This window comes from Streptomyces sp. TM32 (assembly GCF_004122755.1).
Taxonomy (GTDB): Bacteria; Actinomycetota; Actinomycetes; order Streptomycetales; family Streptomycetaceae; genus Streptomyces; species Streptomyces sioyaensis.
Window position 1 is genome coordinate 48,465 of record NZ_SDIG01000021.1, and the last position, 17,260, is coordinate 65,724.

Here is a 17,260-nt window from a genome sequence, read left to right on the forward strand (position 1 = left end):
ACTTTGTGAACTTGTGAATCCCTTCGCAAGGCACATTCACCAAGGAGGTGGCTGCACTCCATGCCCATGCACGTCAAAGACGCCATGAGCACGGCGCTCCTCACCATCGGGCCCGCTCACACCCTCCGCCAGGCGGCGCGGCTGATGGCGGCCCGCCGCCTCGGCGCGGCCGTGGTCCTCGACAGCGACACCTGTGGCATCGGCATCCTCACCGAACGCGACATCCTCAACTCGCTCGGCGCGGGCGAGAATCCCGACCGCGAGACCGCCCAGACCCACACCACCCCGGACGTGGTCTTCGCCGCTCCGGACTGGACCCTGGAGGACGCCGCGGAGGCCATGGTGCGCGGCGGCTTCCGCCATCTCATCGTGCTCAACGACCAGGAACCGGTGGGCGTGGTGTCCGTACGCGACATCATCCGCTGCTGGTCGGCCACTACGGAGCGAGCCCGGGCCGTGCCCGCCTGAAGGGCCGCGCGTCCCCTCGGCCGGGCACACGAAGAGGCCGGAGCCCCATGGCGTCCGGCCTCTTCGCTTGTACGGCAAGCGACAATTGAGCAACCCCAACGGCGCGCCACCACCTCCGCGAGAGCGATGGGGGTCCCCCCGCGCCTCAAGCGTGGGGGAGGCTCAGCCGCAAAAAGGGCCTACCACTCAGCCGCGCAGGGCCTGGACCGCGGCTTCCAGCCGCTTGCCGTAGTCCGCGTCCGCCTTGCGGAAGTTCTCGATCGCCCGCTGCGCGATGTCGTCGCGGGAGACCTGCGCGATGAAGCCCGCCAGGTTGTCGATCAGGCGGCCCTTCTCGTCCTCCGACATCAGGCGGTAGAGGTCACCGGCCTGGACGAAGTCGTTGTCCTCGGGGTGCGAGGGCGCCGCCTGCTCGCCGGTGGCGCCGGCCACGGCGGCCGGCTGCCACAGCGGACGGCCGGTCTCGACCGGGCCGCCGAAGCTGTTGGGCTCGTAGTTCTTCCGACCCGCGTGGCGGCCGTCGTAGAGCACGCCGTCCCGGCCGTGGCTGCGCGCCTCGGTGGCGTGCGGGCGGTTCACCGGCAGGTGGTCGGCGTTGATGCCGACGCGGTAGCGGTGCGCGTCGCCGTACGCGAACAGGCGCCCCTGGAGCATCTTGTCGGGGGACGGGCCGATGCCCGGCACGAAGTGGTGCGGGGAGAAGATCGACTGCTCGACCTCGGCGAAGACGTTCTCCGGGTTGCGGTTGAGCTCCAGCTTTCCGATCTCGATCGGCGGGTAGTCCTCGTGCGGCCAGACCTTGGTCAGGTCGAACGGGTTGAAGCGGTAGGCGGCCGCCTCGTCCGCGGGCATGATCTGCACCTGCACGGTCCAGCTCGGGAAGTCGCCCCGCTCGATGGACTCCCGCAGATCCCGCTGGTGGCTGTCGGGGTCCTGCCCGGCCAGGACCGCGGCCTCTTCCGTGGTCAGGTTCTTGATGCCCTGGTCGGTCTTGAAGTGGTACTTGACCCAGAAGACCTCGCCGGCCGCGTTGTTCCACTGGAAGGTGTGCGAGCCGTAGCCGTTCAGGTGGCGGTACGAGGCGGGGATGCCGCGGTCGCCGAACAGCCAGGTGACCTGGTGGGTGGACTCGGGCGACAGACCCCAGAAGTCCCAGACGTTGTCCGCCTCCTGCGAGCCGGTGTACGGGTCGCGCTTCTGGGTGTGGATGAAGTCGGGGAACTTGAGGGCGTCCTTGATGAAGAACACCGGGGTGTTGTTGCCGACGAGGTCGTAGTTGCCCTCTTCGGTGTAGAACTTCAGCGCGAAGCCGCGCGGGTCACGCACCGCGTCGGCCGAGCCGAGGTTGCCCGCGACCGTGGAGAAGCGCAGGAAGGTCTCGGTCTGCTTGCCGACCTCGGAGAGGAACGCGGCGCGGGTGTACTTGGTCACATCCGCGGTCACGGTGAACGTGCCGTAGGCGCCGGCGCCCCGCGCGTGCACGACGCGCTCCGGAATCCGCTCGCGGTTGAAGTGCGCGAGCTTCTCGATCAGGAGCTGGTCCTGGATCAGGCCCGGTCCGCCGACGCCGGCCGTCTCGCTGTTCTGGTTGTCCCCGACCGGAGCCCCGGACTCGGTGGTCAGCGGCCCGGTGATGCCCTCTACCGACACGTGCGCCTCCTGAAATATCTGCTGTGCCTGCCCTTGGCTTGCGCCGAACACGATCCTACATTGGACAAAGTCTAAGTCAAGAAGAGTGTGAAACCAGTACACGATCCGGCCATGGACCGGACACTGCTACCCTGGCTCTATCTGACTGATAGGTGATTGGCATGAGTGACCTGCTGGAACGTCTCCGGGGACGCGGCTGGCGGCTGACCGCACAGCGGCGCGTCGTCGCCGAGGTCCTCGACGGGGACCACGTCCACTACACCGCCGACGAGGTGCACGCGCTGGCCTCCGACCGGCTCCCCGAGATCTCCCGCGCCACGGTCTACAACACCCTGGGTGAGCTGGTCTCGCTCGGCGAGGTGATCGAGGTGAGCACCGACGGCCGGGCCAAGCGTTACGACCCCAACGCCCACCACGACCACCAGCACCTGGTCTGCTCGCAGTGCGGCACGATCCGCGACGTCCACCTCCAGGGCGACCCGCTCTCCGCCCTCCCCGAGCCGGAACGCTACGGCTTCCAGGTCTCCGAGGTCACCGTCACCTACCGGGGCATCTGCCCCCACTGCAGCGCCCCGTCCTGATCTCGCGGGGCCCTGCCGGACCGGCCCCGCAGCCATCCGCCCTGTCGAGCCCGCGCCCCTCCGGCCGCGGGCTCCTTCGTATGCCGGGCCCGCTGCTGCCACCACCCGCCCACGCATCCGCCCGCCGGCACCCGCGCCCGCCCACTCGCCCACCCGCCACCTGACCGCATCTGACGGGACGTCGCCCCGTCGGGGAACCGCCAGGATCCGGCCACCGGGCGCCCCTGCGCCCGGCCAGCCCCCTCCGGCCTCGGCAGCAAGACACCGGAAGACGACATGACGAAGGCCCGGATTCCGTGGAATCCGGGCCTTCGTCATTCAGTAGCGGGGACAGGATTTGAACCTGCGACCTCTGGGTTATGAGCCCAGCGAGCTACCGAGCTGCTCCACCCCGCGTCGTTGTGTCCTCACTTTAACCCCGGCCCGACGACCAGCGCAAATTCCTTCCGCGCGGCCCAGGGCCCGGTCCATGGGACCGGGCCCTGGGCTCCATCGGCCCACGCGCCCCGTCAGGCGTCTCCTGGCCGGATCGCCCCGGGACGATCCGCACAAGGGACCCGCTCTAGGCGCTGAGCTCCTCCTGGAGGGCCGTACGCAGCCGGGCCGCGCGCTCGGCCACCTCGGGCGGCCCCAGCTCGACGGCGCGGGCGCACCAGTTCTGCGCCTCCGCGAGCGCCCCGCGCCGGGCGGCGAGCAGCGCCAGCCGCAGAGCCGCCCGGCCGTGCCCGCCCTCGGCGGCGCGCTGCCACCACAGGGCGGCCTCGGGCAGGCTGCCCTCACGGGCCAGCAGCAGCCCGAGGTTGAAGGCACCGTTCCGGCTGCCCGCCTCGGCCGCCGCGCGGTACCAGTCCGCGGCCTCGAGCACGTCCCCGCGCGCCGCGGCGAACATGCCCATACGGACCTGGGCACGGCGGTGGCCCTGGCCCGCGGCCCGCTCGTACCACTGCAGGCTCTCGTCGTCCGCCGGCCGCTCGCCGTCCGCGAGCCCGTCGCCGGCGGCCGACGCCTGACGGTCGAGGAGGTCCGCGAGCCGGAAGGCCGCCTCGGCGCTACCCCCGCCGGCCGCACAGCGCAGATTCCGCTCCGCGTCCTGTAGTTCGCCGTCCCGCAGCTGCACGATGGCGACCTGCAGCGCCGCGTCGGTGTGCCCGGCCGCGGCCGCCCGCTCGTACCAGGCGTGCGCCGTACGCTCGGCGCCGCGGCCGGCGTGGAGGATGCCGAGGTTGAAGGCGGCATCCACACTGCCCGCCTCCGCCGCCTTGGAGAACCACGGCTCGGCGCCCGAGGCGTCGCCGCGCTGGAGCAGCAGGATGGCCAGCGCGTTGGCGGCCTCGCGGTGCCCGGCGTAGGCGGCGCGGCGGTACCACTGCTCACCGCGCCCTTCCCGGCCCTGTGCGGCGCACAGCAGCCCGATGTTGTAGGCGCCGTTGACATCCCCGGCGTCCAGTGCGGCGCGGTACCAGCGCTCGGCGGTCTGCAGTTCGCCGCGGTCGGCGTGCAGGGCGCCCAGCGCGTTGGCGGCGTTGCCGTCGCCCTCCTGGGCGGCGCGCCGCCACCACTCCGCGGCGCTCTCCTCGTCCCCGGCATCGCGCAGCAGGAAGCCCAGCGCACAGGCGGCACGGGCCTCGCCGTCCTTGGCGGCGGACAGATACCAGCGGCCCGCCTCCTGGACGTCCCCGCGTTCCTCCAGCAGTGCGCCCAGCTGCAACGCGGCCCGCCGGTGGCCGCGCGCGGCGGCCTGGCGGTACCACTGCTCGGCCTCCTCCTGCCGGCTCAGCTCGCCGTACGCGGGGGTCGCGCGGTGATCCGCGTCCCCGTCGTCCTCGATGAGCCGGGCGAGGCGGTAGGCGGCCTCGCGGTGGCCGCGCTCGGCGGCCGTACGGAACCAGCGTCCGGCGCCGATGTCGCCGCGGTGCTCCAGGAGATCGGCCAGCGCGTAGGCACCCAGGCAGTGGCCGGACTCGGCGGACTGGCGCAGCCAGTACTCGGCGGCCGGCTCGTCGCCGCGCTCGCGGTAGTGGCGCCCGAGCGCGTGTGCGGCAGCGGCGGAGCCGGCGACGGCGGCGATCCGCCACCAGCCGCCCGCCTCGTCCCCGTAGCCCCGCTGATGGAGCAGGACGCCCAGGTTGTTGGCCGCGGCGCGGTCACCGGCGGCGGCCGCGGAGCGCAGATGCGGCTCGGCGCCGTCGAGGTCTCCGCGGCGCAGCAGCATCGCGCCCAGTGCGCTCATCGCGGCGGTGTCGCCCGCCTCGGCGGCCCGGCGGTGGCCGGACTCGGTCACGGCATCGGACGCCTCGGCGGCCTCCGCCACCTCCATCGCGTCCATCTGCAGCTCGGATTCGCGCCCGTCGTCGGGCGCATGCACAAACCGGTCTGTCTCCAACAACCTTGCCTTGTCCCCCATAAGACCCATCGTCGCATCACCTGTTACCCGCGTACACCTGGTATACCGCAGCAAGTGAGGTCACTTCAGCGGTTTGTCGACTTCCCGACACGACGACTTGTCAAACTCAAGCACACACCTTCCCCACATCGGCCGCACGACCCGGCCCTGACCGATATCGGCCGGAACACATGACGAAGGCCCGGATCCCTGAGGGATCCGGGCCTTGGTCATTCAGTAGCGGGGACAGGATTTGAACCTGCGACCTCTGGGTTATGAGCCCAGCGAGCTACCGAGCTGCTCCACCCCGCGTCGTTGTGCCCTCAAGGTATCACGGCATCGGCGGGCCCCTGGACCGACGCGGCCCTGCGGCCGCCGGTTCGCACCGGCTGCCGCAGGGCCGTACGTCGTGCCGGCCGGCTCAGCCGCCCGGCGTGCCGCCCTTCTCGGACGCCTTCGCCGCCCGGTCCAGTGCGGCCTTGAGCTTCTTCTGGGCCTCGCCGTAACCGGCCCAGTCGCCCGCGGCGCGCGCCTTCTCGCCCTCCTCGTAGGCCTTCTGGGCGTCGGACAGGGCCTGCTGCACCGTCTGGCCGGACGGCTGCTGGCCGGTGTCGCCGCCGCCCGGCGGCTTCTCGGTGCCCGCACTGGGCGCCTTCTTGCCGAAGACCACGTCCAGCGCGTCCTTGAGCGAGTCCTCCATGACGGGCTTGTTGTCGCCGTAGCTGACCAACACCTTCTTCAGGAGCGGGTAGTTGGTGTTGGCGCCGCGCAGGTAGACCGGTTCGACGTACAGCAGTCCGCCGTCCAGTGGCACGGTCAGCAGATTGCCGTACTCGATCTCCGAGTCACCGAGCTTCTTGAGGATGTTGAGCTCATTGGCGATGTTCGGATCGGAGTTGAACTTCGACTGCACCAGCTGTGGTCCGGGCACCGGTGTCTGCGAGGGCAGTTTCAGCAGTCTGATCTTGCCGTAGTCCGGACTCGTCGCGTTGGCGTCGACGGCCATGAACGCACCGAGGTTGTCGCGCTTGTTCGGCGTGAAGCTCGTCGTCAGCGAGAAGGTCCGGTTCTTCTGGTCCGGCATCTTCATGCTCAGGTAGTACGGCGGAACGGCGTTGCCCGACTTGGTCGTCGGGTCGTTCGGGATCTGCCAGCGCTCGGATCCGGTGTAGAAGGTGCCGGGGTCCGTGACGTGGTAGGTGGTGAGCAGCTGACGCTGCACCTTGAAGAGGTCCTGCGGGTAGCGCAGGTGCTCGCGCAGCGACGGGCTGATGGCGCTCTTCTTCTGGACCGTGCCGGGGAAGGACTTCATCCACGTCTTGAGGACGGGGTCCTTGTCGTCCCACTGGTAGAGCTTGACCGACCCGTCGTAGGCGTCCACCGTCGCCTTGACGGAGTTGCGGATGTAGTTGACCTGGTTCTGCTGGGCCACCACCGCCCGCTGGCCGTCGGTGAGCGAATCGGCGGTGCTGTCCCCGAGCGTGGTGCGCGAGGCGTACGGGTAGCCGTTGCTGGTGGTGTAGGCGTCCACGATCCACTTGATCCGGCCGTCGATGACCGCCGGATAGGCGTCGCCGTCGATGGTCAGCCAAGGGGCGACGGACTCGACGCGCTCCTTGGGCGTGCGGTTGTACAGGATCCGCGAGCCGTCGCCGATCGCGCCGGAGTAGAGGATCTGCGGCTCGCCGAACGCCACCGCATAGGCGGCGCGGTTGACGGGGTTGGCGAGGCTGACGCCGCTGTTGCCCCGGTAGCTGTAGCTCTTCTCGCCGCTGTCGTCGGAGTAGTCCAGCTCCTTCTGCGGACCGCCGACGATGGAGTACTGCGAGGTCTTCTCGCCGTAGTAGACCCGCTGCTGGTACGAGCCGAGCTGCCCCTTGGCGGGCAGATCCGACTCGGTGTACTTCGGACCGCCGCCGTCGGCGGCCTCGGTCCCCTTGGCGGCGACCGCACCGTAGCCGTGGGTGTACTTGAAGTGGTCGTTGATCCAGTTGCGCTCGGGGATACCGGCGATGTTCAGCTCACGCAGGCCGATGACGGTGTCCTGCTCGGCGCCGCTCTTGTCCTTGTAGCGGTCGACGTCGAGGGTGGAGGGGAACTGGTAGTACCCGCGCACCTGCTGCTGTTGCTGGAAGGCCGGCGAGACCACATTCGGGTCGAGCAGCCGCAGGCTGGCGGTGGTGTCGGCGTCGTCGCGCAGCCGCTGGCTGTCCGCCTTGTCGGCGGGCTTGTAGTTGCCCTTGTACGGGGTGACCTCGGAACCCTGGATGTCGTACGCGTCCCGGGTCGCCTTGATGTTCTGCTTGATGTACGGCGCTTCCTTGGCCTGCTCGTTCGGCTGGACCTGGAACTTCTGCACGATCGCCGGGTAGAGCCCGCCGATCAGGATCGCCGAGAGCACCATCAGCCCGAAGCCGATCACCGGCAGCTGCCAGGTGCGCCGCCACAACGTCGCGAAGAACAGCACCGCACAGATCGCCGCGATGAAGAACAGGATGGTCTTCGCCGGAAGGTAGGCGTTGGCGTCGACATAGCGCAGCCCGGTCCAGTTGTCGGCCGACTTCAGGCCGCTGGACTTGACCGCGAGGCCGTACCGGTCGAGCCAGTACGCGATCGCCTTGAGCGAGACGAAGATGCCCAGCAACACCGACAGATGACCGGTCGCCGCTGCCGTCGCCCGCGAGCCGGGGCTGGTCAGCCGCAGTCCGCCGTAGAGGTAGTGCGTCAGCGCCGCGGCGACCAGACACAGCACCGCACAGGCGAACCCGAAGCTCAACAGGAAGCGGTACCAGGGCAGATCGAAGATCCAGAAGGAGATGTCCTTGCCGAACTGCGGGTCCGTCTTGCCGAACGGCACGCCGTTGACCCACTGGAGCCACGTACGCCACTCACCGGACGCCGAGGCGCCGGCGATCAGGCCGATCACCGCGGTGATCGCGATCAGTGCCCACTTCTTGAACGGCGCGATGCCCATCCGGTAGCGGTCCAGGCTCTGCTGCTCCATGGACATCGCGCTCAGCGGCGGCCGCAGCCGGTGCGCCAGCCAGATGTTGACGCCGACGCTCACGGCCATCACGACGCCGAAGGCGAAGAACAGTCCGATCTTGGTCCACAGGGTGGTGGTGAAGACCGAGGAGTACTTGACCGACCGATACCAGAGCCAATCCGTCCAAAACCCCGCAAACATCACGAAGAGCATGGCCAGTACGGCCAGCACACCCAATGTCATGAGCAGGGTCCGGATCCGCCGCGATGGTCGGCCGACTCTGATCCGTGGCCCTGTCGGGCCTCCGCCGCGGTCCGGCATCTGGAAAGCCAAGGTGCGCACCTCGAAGTTCGCTGTCGTGTGGAGCAGGCCCGGCGATAGTAGGACCCACTGATGCAACTTACGAAGGCTTTACCCGGTTCCCGATTTCGGGGGGATACAAGGCACGATGTGCAGCATGACCAACCTCCCCGTTGACGGCACCCCCCTTGCCGCCGACCCTCTGACCCGCGCAGTGCTCGAAATCGACGAGTACAGCGCCGGGCTCGGCTGGGATCAGCCGGCCCGACTGTTCGCCCTCGTCGACACCGCCAAGCTGCGTGCGCAGGAGCCCTCGCTCGCCGCGCAGCTCGGTATCGACGACTCCACCACCGCTTCCCTGACCCCCGTGGAGCAGGACGAGATCCCGGCGGGCGTCCCGCTGGACGAGTTCCTGGCCACCATTGCCTGGCCGGATGCTGTCAGCGGCTGCGCCCTGACCGTGGAGCGGCTGATGCTGCCGCCGTCCGCCGAGGACTCCGAGCCCGCCGGCATGAACGAGGCTCAGCTCGCCACGTGGGTCGCCGAGCACCCGGACCGCCAGGAGGTCCGGATGACGGTGGCCGTGCTGCGCGACGGCCGCCGCGAGTCGGCACTGCGGCTGCGCGAGAAGGACTCCACGTCCGAGGTCCTCACCGGCTCGGCGCTGGTACCGGGCCTCGCGGAGGCGCTGGCCGCCACCTTCGAGGGCTGACCGCCCGGGCCGGACGCCGGCGTCCGGCCCGCGGCCCGCCTTCCCGGGCCTGTCCGAGGGGTCAGGCCTTCGGGGACGTGCCCGCCGGGCTGCAGCTCGGCAGGCCGGCGATGTCGCCCTTGCGTATCTTCTCCAGCGCCTTGACCGCGTCACCGATGGTGTTGACCTTCACCAGCCGGAGCCCGCGCGGGGTGTCCTTGGCAGCGGTGGCGCAGTTGTCCTTGGGCGTCAGGAAGAACTCCGCGCCCTTGTCGCGCGCACCGACCGTCTTCATCGAAATGCCGCCGATCGGGCCGACCTTGCCCTTGTCGTCGATGGTGCCCGTGCCGGCCACGAACCTGCCGCCCGTCATGTCCCCGGGCGTGAGCTTGTCGACGATGCCGAGGGCGAACATCAGCCCGGCGCTCGGGCCGCCGACATCGGCCAGCTTGACGTCGATGGGGAACGGGAAGATGTGATCCACCCCGGCCTGGATGCCCACGACGGCACGGCCGTTGTCCGCCTTCTGCGTGGTGATCGTGATCTGCTTCTGCCCGGCGGTGCCGGGCTTCTTGCCCTGCTTCTCCGCCGCGGCGGCCTGCTTGGCGGGGATGATCGTGAAGACCACCGGCTGGCCCGGCTTGTGCCGGGTGACGAGCTTGGCGACATCGCCGACCTGCTTGACCGCCGTGCCGTCCACCGCCTTGATCACATCGCCCGCGTGCAGCCGCCCGTCGGCCGGCTTGCCCTTGAGGACGGATGCGACGACGGTCTGCGTGGCGACCGGGATGTGCAGCTGGTCGAGCGCGGCGACCTTGGCACTGTCCTGGGACTGGGTGAACTCCTCGGCGTTCTCCTGGTCGGCCTGCTCGGCCGTCTGTCCCTCGGGGTAGAGCGTCTTGTGCGGGACCACGGCGTTGTCGTGGTCGAGCCAGCCGTACACCGCCTCGAAGAGGTTCATGGTGTAGTCGGGGCCGGTGACCCGGACCGTGGTCATGTTGAGATGCCCCGTCGTCGGGTACGTCTTGCGCCCGGAAATCTGCAGCACCGGCTCGCCGTCGTGATCACCGAGGGTGTTGACCGTGGGCCCCGGCGACATCTCGGAATACGGCACGGGGATCAGCACTCCCGCGCAGAGCAGCGCGATCAGCATCAGGGTCGAGGCGAGCAGCGTCGCGGTGCGGCGTGGCATGGAACGACAGTACGGGACGGGTATGACAACCGGCCCGCGGGGCCGTCCGTACGAGGCCGGGCAGCCGCCTGCTCGCGGCCGTCACCCAAGGGGCACTTTCCGGTGCGTGCGTACCGCGGATCTCAGGCCGGATCGGAGGCGGGATCGGGAACGGAGTGCTCTTTCTCCATGGCGTCACGGAACCGGGCATAGCCCGCGAGCTCGGCCACATCACCGGTCTTGCGGTTCCGCAGGGCCCAGCTGCTCCACACCGCGGCGATCAGCCCGGCACCCACCGGAATCAGCAGCCACAGGAGTGCACCCATCAACGACCTCCCAACCCCTTGTTCGACGAGATCGACGAATAAGCAGATTAATCTGCTGGATCAACGCTCATGCCAGGGGGCGGGTTACGCAACTGGAGCACCACGCACCGGATCGCCCCCTGTGCGGAGGCCGGCTGGTCGTGCCGGCGCGGTCACCGCCCGTCTGCGGTGACGTCTGCCCCGGGAACGACTCGTTACGCACCGGTTCGCCCAGGAATTTCGCTGCCCTGCCGGAGACGGCTCAGGCTCCGACCCATTCCTCCGTGCCGTCGGCGAACGTCTGGTGCTTCCAGATCGGCACCTCGTGCTTGAGGTCGTCGATCATCTTGCGGCAGGCCTCGAAGGCCTCGCCCCGGTGTGGGCAGGACACGGCGACGACCACGGCCAGATCACCGATGCGCAGCTCGCCCACCCGGTGGACGGCGGCCAGCGCCCGCACGGGGAAGTCGGCGATCACCTTCTCGGCGATCCGGCGCATCTCCGCCTCGGCGCTCGGGTGCGCGGAGTAGCCCAGGCCCTCGACGTCGGCGCCGGCGTCGTGCGAACGGACCGTGCCGACGAACAGGGCGGTGCCGCCGGCTGCCGCGTCGCCCACGGCCGCGAACACCTCGTCCACGGACAGGGAGGTGTCGCGGATCTCCAGGAGCCGGATCGGGTCCGCGGCGGTCCGCTCACCGGGGTGGTCGCGGCCGGGGGACGAAGCAGAGGAGGTGCCAGACATGCTCCCATCGTGCCGTACCCGGGGGCCTCGGCGGGAATGGCCGTTCCGCCCGTGGTCCGGGCCGCCGTATGGAGACTCCTCCAGCACGGCGGACCGGTCCGCGCTCAGATACGGCGGCGTGCCTTGCGGGCGCGCCGCACCAGCGCCGCTGTGCCCAGGAGGGCGACGGTGGCGCCGGCGGCCCCGGCGGCGGTGGCGTCCTTGCGGCCCAGGCGGCGGCCGGCGACGGTGTGCCGTCCGGCCACCTCCTCCAGGAGCTCGGCGAGCACCTCCTCGTTCGTCCACCGGGGCCGCCAGCCGGCGTCGTGCAGCCGGCTGCCGCTGACCACCCACGGGTACATCGTGTACGCGAGGTCCCCCGCGGGCGACGGGGTCAGGCCGATACGGTGCAGCCGGGCCGCAGCGCCCAGGGCCACCGAGGACGGCAGCTCCATGCGGCGGATGCCGGACAGTTCCTCGACCTCCTCCTGCTCCAGCCAGCCGTCGCAGCCGACCGCCAGCTCGCCGTCGACCTTCTCCAGCGCCGCGTGCTCCAGGGCGCTGACCAGGTCCTCGACGTGGCAGAACTGCCAGGCGGGGCGGGATCCGGCCACGACCAGGAGGCGGGGGGGATTCGAAGTAACGGGTCAGCGCGGTGTCGGTGCCGCCCACCAGGACGGCGGGGCGCAGGACGGTGACGTTCAGGCCCGGGTGTGCGCGGGGGGCGCGATGCGCCAGGTGCTCGATCTCCAGCAGGTCGCCCACGCCGGTGGCGTCCGCGGTGGCGCGCAGTTCGGCGTCCTCGGCCAAGGGGACGTCGTTGTCGGGCAGCGCCCCGTAGACCATGGCGGAGGTGCACAGCACCACGCGGTGGACACCGGCGGCCGCGGCGGCGGTGAGCACGGTCTGGGTGCCGCGCACGTTGTAGGCGGTGCGGGCCGCGGCGTCGGTCTCCAGGTCGAGGTCGAGCGCCAGGTGGACGACGACGTCGGCGCCGCGCAGTTTGTCGGCGATGGCCGGGTCCCGCACGTCCAGGACGTGCCAGTGCGCCTCGGCGATGTCACCGCGCCGCTCGTCGATGGCCACCACCTCCTTGACCTCGTCGGAGTCGACCAGGGCGCGGGTGAGCAGCGCACCGACTCCGGAGGCGGCTCCGGTGACGGCGATGACGGGCCGGCGCAGCGGCCGGCCCGCGCCGCCACCTGCGGGGTCGTCTGCCTTCTCGGTCTGGGCCGCAGCGTTTCGCGCTGCGCGAACGGTCGGATCTGGGGAACTCACCGGGCGTCTCCAGCGGTTGTCTTCAGTGCGAACGCGTGGTGACGCGTGCGCACCAGGTGGCGTCCATCCTGCCGCAGCCACCGGGACAGCGAAGCACCGAGCCCCGAAGCGGTCCGGGTGTCTACGCTGGAGGTGATGTGGGCAGCCCGCCGTCGGCCACCTGGTCGGCGGCCCTACGAGCCGAGGAACCCCGTGAGTGACACCCCATTTGGATTCGGCCTTCCGCCGGAGGAGCCGGAGGACGGCGACAACGGCAAGAAGAAGGGCGGCCAGGGAGGTAGCCAGGGCCCCGCGGACCCCTTCGGGTTCGGCGGCGGGAGCGGCGGCGCGGACAATCCGTTCGCGGCGCTCTTCGGCGGCATGGGCGGCCCCGGCGGCGAAATGAACCCTGGCGACCTGGGAGCCGCCTTCCAGAAGCTCGGGCAGATGCTCTCCTACGAGGGCGGCCCGGTGAACTGGGAGATGGCCAAGGACATCGCGCGGCAGACCGTCGCGCAGGGCGCCGAGGACGGCAGCAAGGACGCGAGCCTGTCGCCGGGTGAGCGCAGTGCGGTCGAGGAGGCCGTACGGCTGGCGGATCTGTGGCTGGACGGCGTGACGTCGCTGCCGTCGGGGTCCGCCTCCGTGGTGGCCTGGAGCCGGGCCGAGTGGGTCGAGGAGACCCTTCCGGTGTGGAAGGACCTGGTCAATCCGCTCGCCGAGCGCGTCGGGGCGGCGATGGGCGATGTGCTCCCCGGGGAGATGCAGGCCATGGCGGGCCCGCTGCTCGGGATGATGCGCTCCATGGGCGGCGCGATGTTCGGCACCCAGATCGGGCAGGCGCTGGGCGTGCTGGCCAGTGAGGTCGTCGGTTCGACGGACATCGGACTTCCGCTGGGCCCGGCCGGCAAGGCCGCCCTGCTGCCCGGCAACATCACGTCGTTCGGCGCGGGACTGGGCGTGCCCGAGGAGGAGGTGCGGCTGTATCTGGCCCTGCGCGAGGCCGCCCACCAGCGCCTCTTCGCCCATGTGCCGTGGCTGCGCTCGCATCTGTTCGGTGCCGTCGAGGGCTATGCGCGCGGCATCAAGGTCGACACGACCAAGCTGGAGGACGTGGTCGGCCAGATCGATCCGCAGCATCCCGAGGAGCTGCAGAACGCCCTTCAGCAGGGCATGTTCCAGCCCGAGGACACCCCGGAGCAGAAGGCCGCGCTGGCCCGGCTGGAGACCGCGCTGGCGCTCGTCGAGGGCTGGGTGGACGCGGTGGTGCACGCCGCCGCCAAGCCGCATCTGCCGTCGGCGGACAAGCTCCGCGAGACGCTGCGCCGACGCCGCGCGAGCGGTGGCCCCGCCGAGCAGACCTTCTCGACGCTGATCGGCCTCCAGCTGCGTCCGCGGCGGCTGCGGGACGCCTCGCGGCTGTGGGCGTCGCTGACGGACGCACGGGGCCTGGAGGGCCGCGACGGCCTGTGGGAGCACCCGGACATGCTGCCGACGGCGGCCGATCTGGACGACCCGGACGGGTTCGTGCACCACGAGCAGCCGGACTTCTCCGAGCTCGACAAGATGCTCGGCGAGGCCGCGAGCGGCGGCAAGCCGGACGCGGGCAAGCAGCCCCCGGAGGGCGAGGGCCCGGACGCGGCCCCCGGCGAGGGCAAGGGTGACCACGACAGGTGAGTCTGCATGCCGACGCGGCGCGGGTGCTCACCGGGTGGCCCGCGCCGTCCCCCGCTCAGGAAAAACTGCGCCTGACGTATCTGGATCACCTCGCCGCCCATGAGGACGGCATGTGGAAGCCCTGCAAGGAGGGGCATCTCACGGCCAGCGCGCTGGTGATCGACCCGGCCGGCGGCCGGGTGCTGCTCACCCTGCACCGCAAGCTGAAGATGTGGCTGCAGATGGGCGGCCACTGCGAGCCCGAGGACGCCTCGCTCGCCGAGGCGGCGCTGCGCGAGGCGCGGGAGGAGTCCGGGATCGCGCGGGGGCTGACGCTGCTGCCCGGCGGTCCGGTGCGCCTGGACCGTCATCACACGCCCTGCGCGGTGCATTTGGACGTGCAGTACGCCGCGCTGGCGCCCGAGGGCGCGGTGGCGGCGATCAGCGACGAGTCGCTGGACCTGCGGTGGTTCGCGTACGACGAGGTGCCCGGCGTCGCCGACACGTCGGTGGCACAGCTGGTGGACGACGCCCGCGCACTGCTCTAGGCAGCGGCTGCGCCCGCGGCGCCCGTCCCTTCCCGGGGCGGGCGCCGCGACTGCCCCTCAGGGCGTCGGCAGGGCTCAGTTGGTGAAGATGTTGCCCTGGTTGTGTCCCCGGGCGCCCTGCTGGCCCATGCCGTACTGGGCGGCCATCCCGGAGCCGATGACGGCGTTCTGCGGCGGCAGCAGCTCGCTGGGCTGGACCAGTGCGTAGCCCTGGCCGAGGAAGCTGAGTTCCCAGCCCTCACCGGTGTTGCCGCGCCGCCGCCACACGCCGGAGGAGTGCGTCTGTGCCTGCATCTGGACGCGCAGCGAGGCGGACCAGGCGACCACCGCGTCGGCGTCGGCGTTGACGTACTTGTCGGGCGTGACCTGCAGCATCAGCGGCTGGCCGGAGGTCATCAGGGCGACCTTGCCCCGTCCGGAGATGTTGAGCTGGTACTTCCCGGTCCCGGAGATGCCGTATTGGCTGTCGACGGAGACGACGTCCCAGTGGAGGCCGGAGTCCAGTGCCAGGACGTAGCTGCTGTCGACGGTGAGGCCCTCGTGATCGACGTCGACGACATGGACGTACTGGGCGAGGTTGGCCAGGTAGACCGTGCCCTGCCCGGAGACGCGCATCAGATCGAGGCCCTCGCCGGAGTAGGCGCGGGCCCGGTGCTGGCCGGGCGTCTGGTAGTTGCCGTCGAATTCGAGCAGGCCCTGATAGGCCACCATCGCGCCCTTACGGGCGAGGACGTCTTCGTGGCCCTGGAGGGCGACCCGCAGCAACTGGCTGTTCTGCAGGGCGTAGCGGTCCTGGGTCTGTGCCTCGGTGAAGGCGAAAAGCGGACTCTGCATGACGTGTTCGGTCCTCCCCCTCAGCCCCGTGCCCGGAGCCGGTCGGTGCTGTCCTCGCTGGGCTGGACGACGACGAACCCCTGGCCGGAGAAGCCCAGTTGGTAGGCCTCGCCGCTGCCCCGTCCGATCATCGAGGACGCCTTGAAGCTGCGCTTGCCCTTCATCTTCAGATGGGTCGACCAGGCGACCAGGGCGTCGGGGTCCACGTAGGTCTCGTCCTCGCCGCGGCCGCAGTCCACGACGACGGGGGTTCCCCGGGAGGTCAGGGCTACCCAGCCGGTCCCGGAGATCCCGACGTTGAAGAGCCCCTGACCGGCGAACTTCGCCATGCCCTTGACGCGCTGCACGCCCCACTGGAGCTGTGCGTCGAAGGCGAGGAGGTTGGTGCCGTTGACGGAGAGCGCGTCGTCGTCGAGGTGGATGCAGACGACATCGGCGCCGTAGTCGGCGAGGTAGAGCACGCCGTCGCCGGCGCACTTCATCAGGGGCGCGCCCTCGCCGGTGAGCCACTGGGAGGCCATCTGACGGACGGCGGGCGGGGTGGGCTCGTACTGGACGAAGCCTTCGTAGGCGACCATGGAGCCGGTGCGGGCGAAGACGTCCTGGCCGCTCTGCATGGCGATCTTCACCATGGCGCTGCCGTGGTTCTCCATGCGGGCGGCGGGCGGGGTCGGGACGTAGCCCGACAGCTGCTGCTGTGTCATGACGTACGGGCTCCCTCAGACCTCGTAGGGCTGGACGACGATGAAGTTGCCGGGTGCGCCCCGGAACTGGAGATTCACGGTCTCGCCGGAGTGGCCCGGGAAGGCGTGCCGGCGCAGGCTGACCTGGCTGGAGATGATCACCTGCGAGCCGGCCGACCAGGCCACGATGGCGTTGGCGTCGGCGAAGGTGGTCGGGGTGACCGGCAGCACGACCGGGGTGCCCTGGGTCTTGACGACGAGGGTGCCGGTGCCGTGGAACTGCATGGTGAACAGGGCGCCACCGGGGATGCCGTGGCCCTCGATCCGGCGGACCTCGTGCTGCAGCGACTCGTCGAAGGCGAGGACACTCTCGGCGGACACGCAGATCGCGTCGCCCTGCAGCTCGATGGGGTGGACATGGGCGCTGTTCTCCGCGAAGAACACCTGGCCCTGGCCGGTGCAGCGCATCAGCTGCATTTCCTGGCCGGTGGCGTTGCCGACGATGCGGCCGCGGAAACCGGCGCCCTTGTAGCCGAAGTCGACCTTGCCCTGGTGCAGCACCATGCTGCCCTGGCGGGCGAGCACCGGCTGGCCGTCGACGCCGAGGTCGACACGGATCAGCTTGCTGTTCTGCGGGGTCCACCGCTGACCGGTGGGTGCTTCCTTGTACTTGTCCAGCACGACACCGAGGCCGGGGCCGCCGCCCTGGGGGACGGCCTGGGCCGGGGCGCCGGGATACGGGGCGCCGGGAGGCGGCGCGGGCCGGCCGTACGGCGCGGGCCGGCCCTGCGGGGCGCCGTATCCACCGGGCGGCGGAGCCGGCTGCCCCAAGGGCGGTGCCTGCGGGGCCTGCTGGCCGGGGAAGCCGCCGGGGGCGGTCTGCGGCTGGCCGTAGGGGGCCTGACCGGGCGCCGGCTGTCCGTACGGGGCGGGCGGCTGCTGGCCGGGAGGTCCGGGCACACCGGGCGGCGGTACCGGGCCGGCGGGCGGGGCCAGGGGTGCGGCGAGGGTGTTCGCGGCCGTGGG

General features: G+C 70.7%; 14 protein-coding genes, 2 tRNA genes and 1 pseudogene. 5 read left to right on the top strand and 12 right to left on the bottom strand.

Annotation, left to right across the window (positions count from 1 at the left end):
• Positions 1 to 66: 66 nt before the first annotated feature.
• The gene (locus EST92_RS07900; protein ID WP_129244622.1) at positions 67 to 468 is read left to right on the top strand and encodes a CBS domain-containing protein; all 402 of its coding nucleotides are present in this window, start codon (positions 67 to 69) and stop codon (positions 466 to 468) included.
• Positions 469 to 654: 186 nt separating this feature from the next.
• Here the strand turns inward: EST92_RS07900 and EST92_RS07905 are convergent, their stop codons facing one another.
• Positions 655 to 2,136, bottom strand: a complete 1,482-nt coding sequence (locus EST92_RS07905; protein WP_129280231.1) for a catalase — start codon at positions 2,134 to 2,136, stop codon at positions 655 to 657.
• Positions 2,137 to 2,279: 143 nt separating this feature from the next.
• Here EST92_RS07905 and EST92_RS07910 point away from each other — a divergent pair, with 143 nt between their 5' ends.
• On the top strand, positions 2,280 to 2,699 hold the full coding sequence (locus tag EST92_RS07910; protein ID WP_093485087.1) for a Fur family transcriptional regulator: 420 nt from the start codon (positions 2,280 to 2,282) through the stop codon (positions 2,697 to 2,699).
• A gap of 322 nt (positions 2,700 to 3,021) precedes the next feature.
• On the opposite strand, the gene EST92_RS07915 is transcribed toward EST92_RS07910, so the two are convergent.
• The 4 genes from EST92_RS07915 to EST92_RS07930 all read right to left on the bottom strand — a co-directional run bounded on the left by EST92_RS07915 (position 3,022) and on the right by EST92_RS07930 (position 8,389).
• A tRNA-Met gene (locus EST92_RS07915) sits at positions 3,022 to 3,095 on the bottom strand.
• A 166-nt stretch (positions 3,096 to 3,261) separates the two neighbouring features.
• The gene (locus EST92_RS07920) at positions 3,262 to 5,112 is read right to left on the bottom strand and encodes a tetratricopeptide repeat protein (protein WP_174243956.1); all 1,851 of its coding nucleotides are present in this window, start codon (positions 5,110 to 5,112) and stop codon (positions 3,262 to 3,264) included.
• A 208-nt stretch (positions 5,113 to 5,320) separates the two neighbouring features.
• Positions 5,321 to 5,394: transfer RNA gene (locus tag EST92_RS07925), tRNA-Met, on the bottom strand.
• Between the two features lie 109 nt (positions 5,395 to 5,503).
• Positions 5,504 to 8,389 carry a UPF0182 family protein gene (locus EST92_RS07930; protein ID WP_254068618.1) on the bottom strand — a complete coding sequence of 962 codons (2,886 nt, stop codon included), beginning with the start codon at positions 8,387 to 8,389 and terminating at the stop codon, positions 5,504 to 5,506.
• 136 nt (positions 8,390 to 8,525) lie between these two features.
• Between EST92_RS07930 and EST92_RS07935 the strand changes: the two genes are divergently transcribed.
• A complete protein-coding gene (locus tag EST92_RS07935; protein WP_129280217.1) occupies positions 8,526 to 9,080 on the top strand; it encodes a PPA1309 family protein in 555 nt (184 codons plus the stop codon).
• Positions 9,081 to 9,141: 61 nt separating this feature from the next.
• Here the strand turns inward: EST92_RS07935 and EST92_RS07940 are convergent, their stop codons facing one another.
• From EST92_RS07940 to EST92_RS07955, 4 genes and pseudogenes are all read right to left on the bottom strand, one after another.
• Positions 9,142 to 10,251, bottom strand: coding sequence for a PDZ domain-containing protein (locus tag EST92_RS07940; protein ID WP_129280218.1), 1,110 nt, complete (start codon positions 10,249 to 10,251; stop codon positions 9,142 to 9,144).
• A 122-nt stretch (positions 10,252 to 10,373) separates the two neighbouring features.
• The gene (locus EST92_RS07945; RefSeq protein WP_006603228.1) at positions 10,374 to 10,556 is read right to left on the bottom strand and encodes a hypothetical protein; all 183 of its coding nucleotides are present in this window, start codon (positions 10,554 to 10,556) and stop codon (positions 10,374 to 10,376) included.
• Positions 10,557 to 10,797: 241 nt separating this feature from the next.
• A complete protein-coding gene (locus EST92_RS07950; RefSeq protein WP_129280219.1) occupies positions 10,798 to 11,277 on the bottom strand; it encodes a molybdenum cofactor biosynthesis protein MoaE in 480 nt (159 codons plus the stop codon).
• A gap of 104 nt (positions 11,278 to 11,381) precedes the next feature.
• Positions 11,382 to 12,534, bottom strand: a pseudogene (locus EST92_RS07955) (SDR family oxidoreductase).
• Between the two features lie 192 nt (positions 12,535 to 12,726).
• On the opposite strand from EST92_RS07955, the gene EST92_RS07960 reads away from it, so the two are divergent.
• Positions 12,727 to 14,190, top strand: coding sequence for a zinc-dependent metalloprotease (locus tag EST92_RS07960; RefSeq protein WP_129280220.1), 1,464 nt, complete (start codon positions 12,727 to 12,729; stop codon positions 14,188 to 14,190).
• Entirely contained in the window at positions 14,187 to 14,717 is a 531-nt protein-coding gene (locus EST92_RS07965) for an NUDIX hydrolase (RefSeq protein WP_129280221.1), read from the top strand. Before EST92_RS07960 ends, EST92_RS07965 begins: the two co-directional genes overlap by 4 nt.
• 75 nt (positions 14,718 to 14,792) lie before the next feature.
• Here EST92_RS07965 and EST92_RS07970 read toward each other — a convergent pair whose 3' ends face one another.
• The 3 genes from EST92_RS07970 to EST92_RS07980 form a co-directional block, all read right to left on the bottom strand.
• Positions 14,793 to 15,551 carry an AIM24 family protein gene (locus EST92_RS07970; protein ID WP_129280222.1) on the bottom strand — a complete coding sequence of 253 codons (759 nt, stop codon included), beginning with the start codon at positions 15,549 to 15,551 and terminating at the stop codon, positions 14,793 to 14,795.
• 20 nt (positions 15,552 to 15,571) lie between these two features.
• A complete protein-coding gene (locus EST92_RS07975) occupies positions 15,572 to 16,255 on the bottom strand; it encodes an AIM24 family protein (RefSeq protein WP_129280223.1) in 684 nt (227 codons plus the stop codon).
• A gap of 15 nt (positions 16,256 to 16,270) precedes the next feature.
• Positions 16,271 to 17,260: AIM24 family protein (locus EST92_RS07980; RefSeq protein WP_254068614.1), on the bottom strand; the 990-nt coding region annotated here is incomplete at its 5' end.